This window comes from Vibrio sp. 10N.222.49.A3, from assembly GCF_041475145.1.
GTDB lineage: Bacteria > Pseudomonadota > Gammaproteobacteria > Enterobacterales > Vibrionaceae > Vibrio > Vibrio tasmaniensis_A.
This window is the reverse complement of the sequence record NZ_JBFRVM010000136.1, coordinates 1-776: the sequence shown is the minus strand read 5'-3', so window position 1 is coordinate 776 and position 776 is coordinate 1. Positions and strand designations below refer to the sequence as shown.

Annotated in this window: 2 pseudogenes; one reads left to right on the top strand and one right to left on the bottom strand. The window is 43.4% G+C overall.

Annotated features, from left to right (window positions below):
* Positions 1-83: 83 nt before the first annotated feature.
* Positions 84-218, bottom strand: a pseudogene (locus AB4589_RS20185) (transposase); the annotation flags it as partial.
* Positions 219-285: 67 nt separating this feature from the next.
* Between AB4589_RS20185 and AB4589_RS20180 the strand changes: the two are divergent.
* Positions 286-776, top strand: a pseudogene (locus tag AB4589_RS20180) (IS5 family transposase); the annotation flags it as partial.

Genomic DNA, 776 nt, shown 5'->3' with positions numbered 1-776 from the left:
TTTACATCGGCGCTGACACTTAGAAGGCAATTTCGCTTTATCATCCCTAGAAAGGGGCTTCCGCGCTATCAATTCTTCAATAACTACAGTTGTTGCTCATACTCTATGTCCTGCTTATCTTGGTGTCGTACATATCGGCGAATGACTTTTTCATTCACACCGACCGTATCTACAAAATACCCTCTAGCCCAAAAGTGATTTCCCCATAGTCTCGGCTTTGTTGCGTAATTCATTGGAACTAAACCTACGATCTGATCAGCTACATTCACTCCCTCTTGTAGCCCTATACCTAAACCTCGTTATAAAACAACCAACTGGAAGCAAAATACAATCAATAACTCATTAACCGCGGTTCTTTGACCTTTTGGATTGATGAAGAAGCGATAAGTGGCTGGACGCAAAGCAAACAGAATAAGCGCGGGAGGCCTCGTCGGTTCAGTGATTTAGCTATCACGACAGCCCTCATGGTGAAACGAGTTTTTTCTATGCCATTAAGAGCGCTGCAAGGTTTTATCAACTCGATATTTAGGTTAGCCCATGTACCGTTAAGTTGTCCGCATTACACCTGCATCAGTCGTAGAGCCAAGCAAGTTGAGGTCTCACTTAAGACAAAAACGAGAGGTACGATACAACATCTAGCTATTGATGCGACTGGCCTTAAGGTTTATGGCGAAGGTGAATGGAAAGTCAAAAAACACGGGACAGATGGCAAACGTAGAGTCTGGCGAAAACTTCATATTGCCGTGGATACAAACACTCATGAAATTATTGCAGCC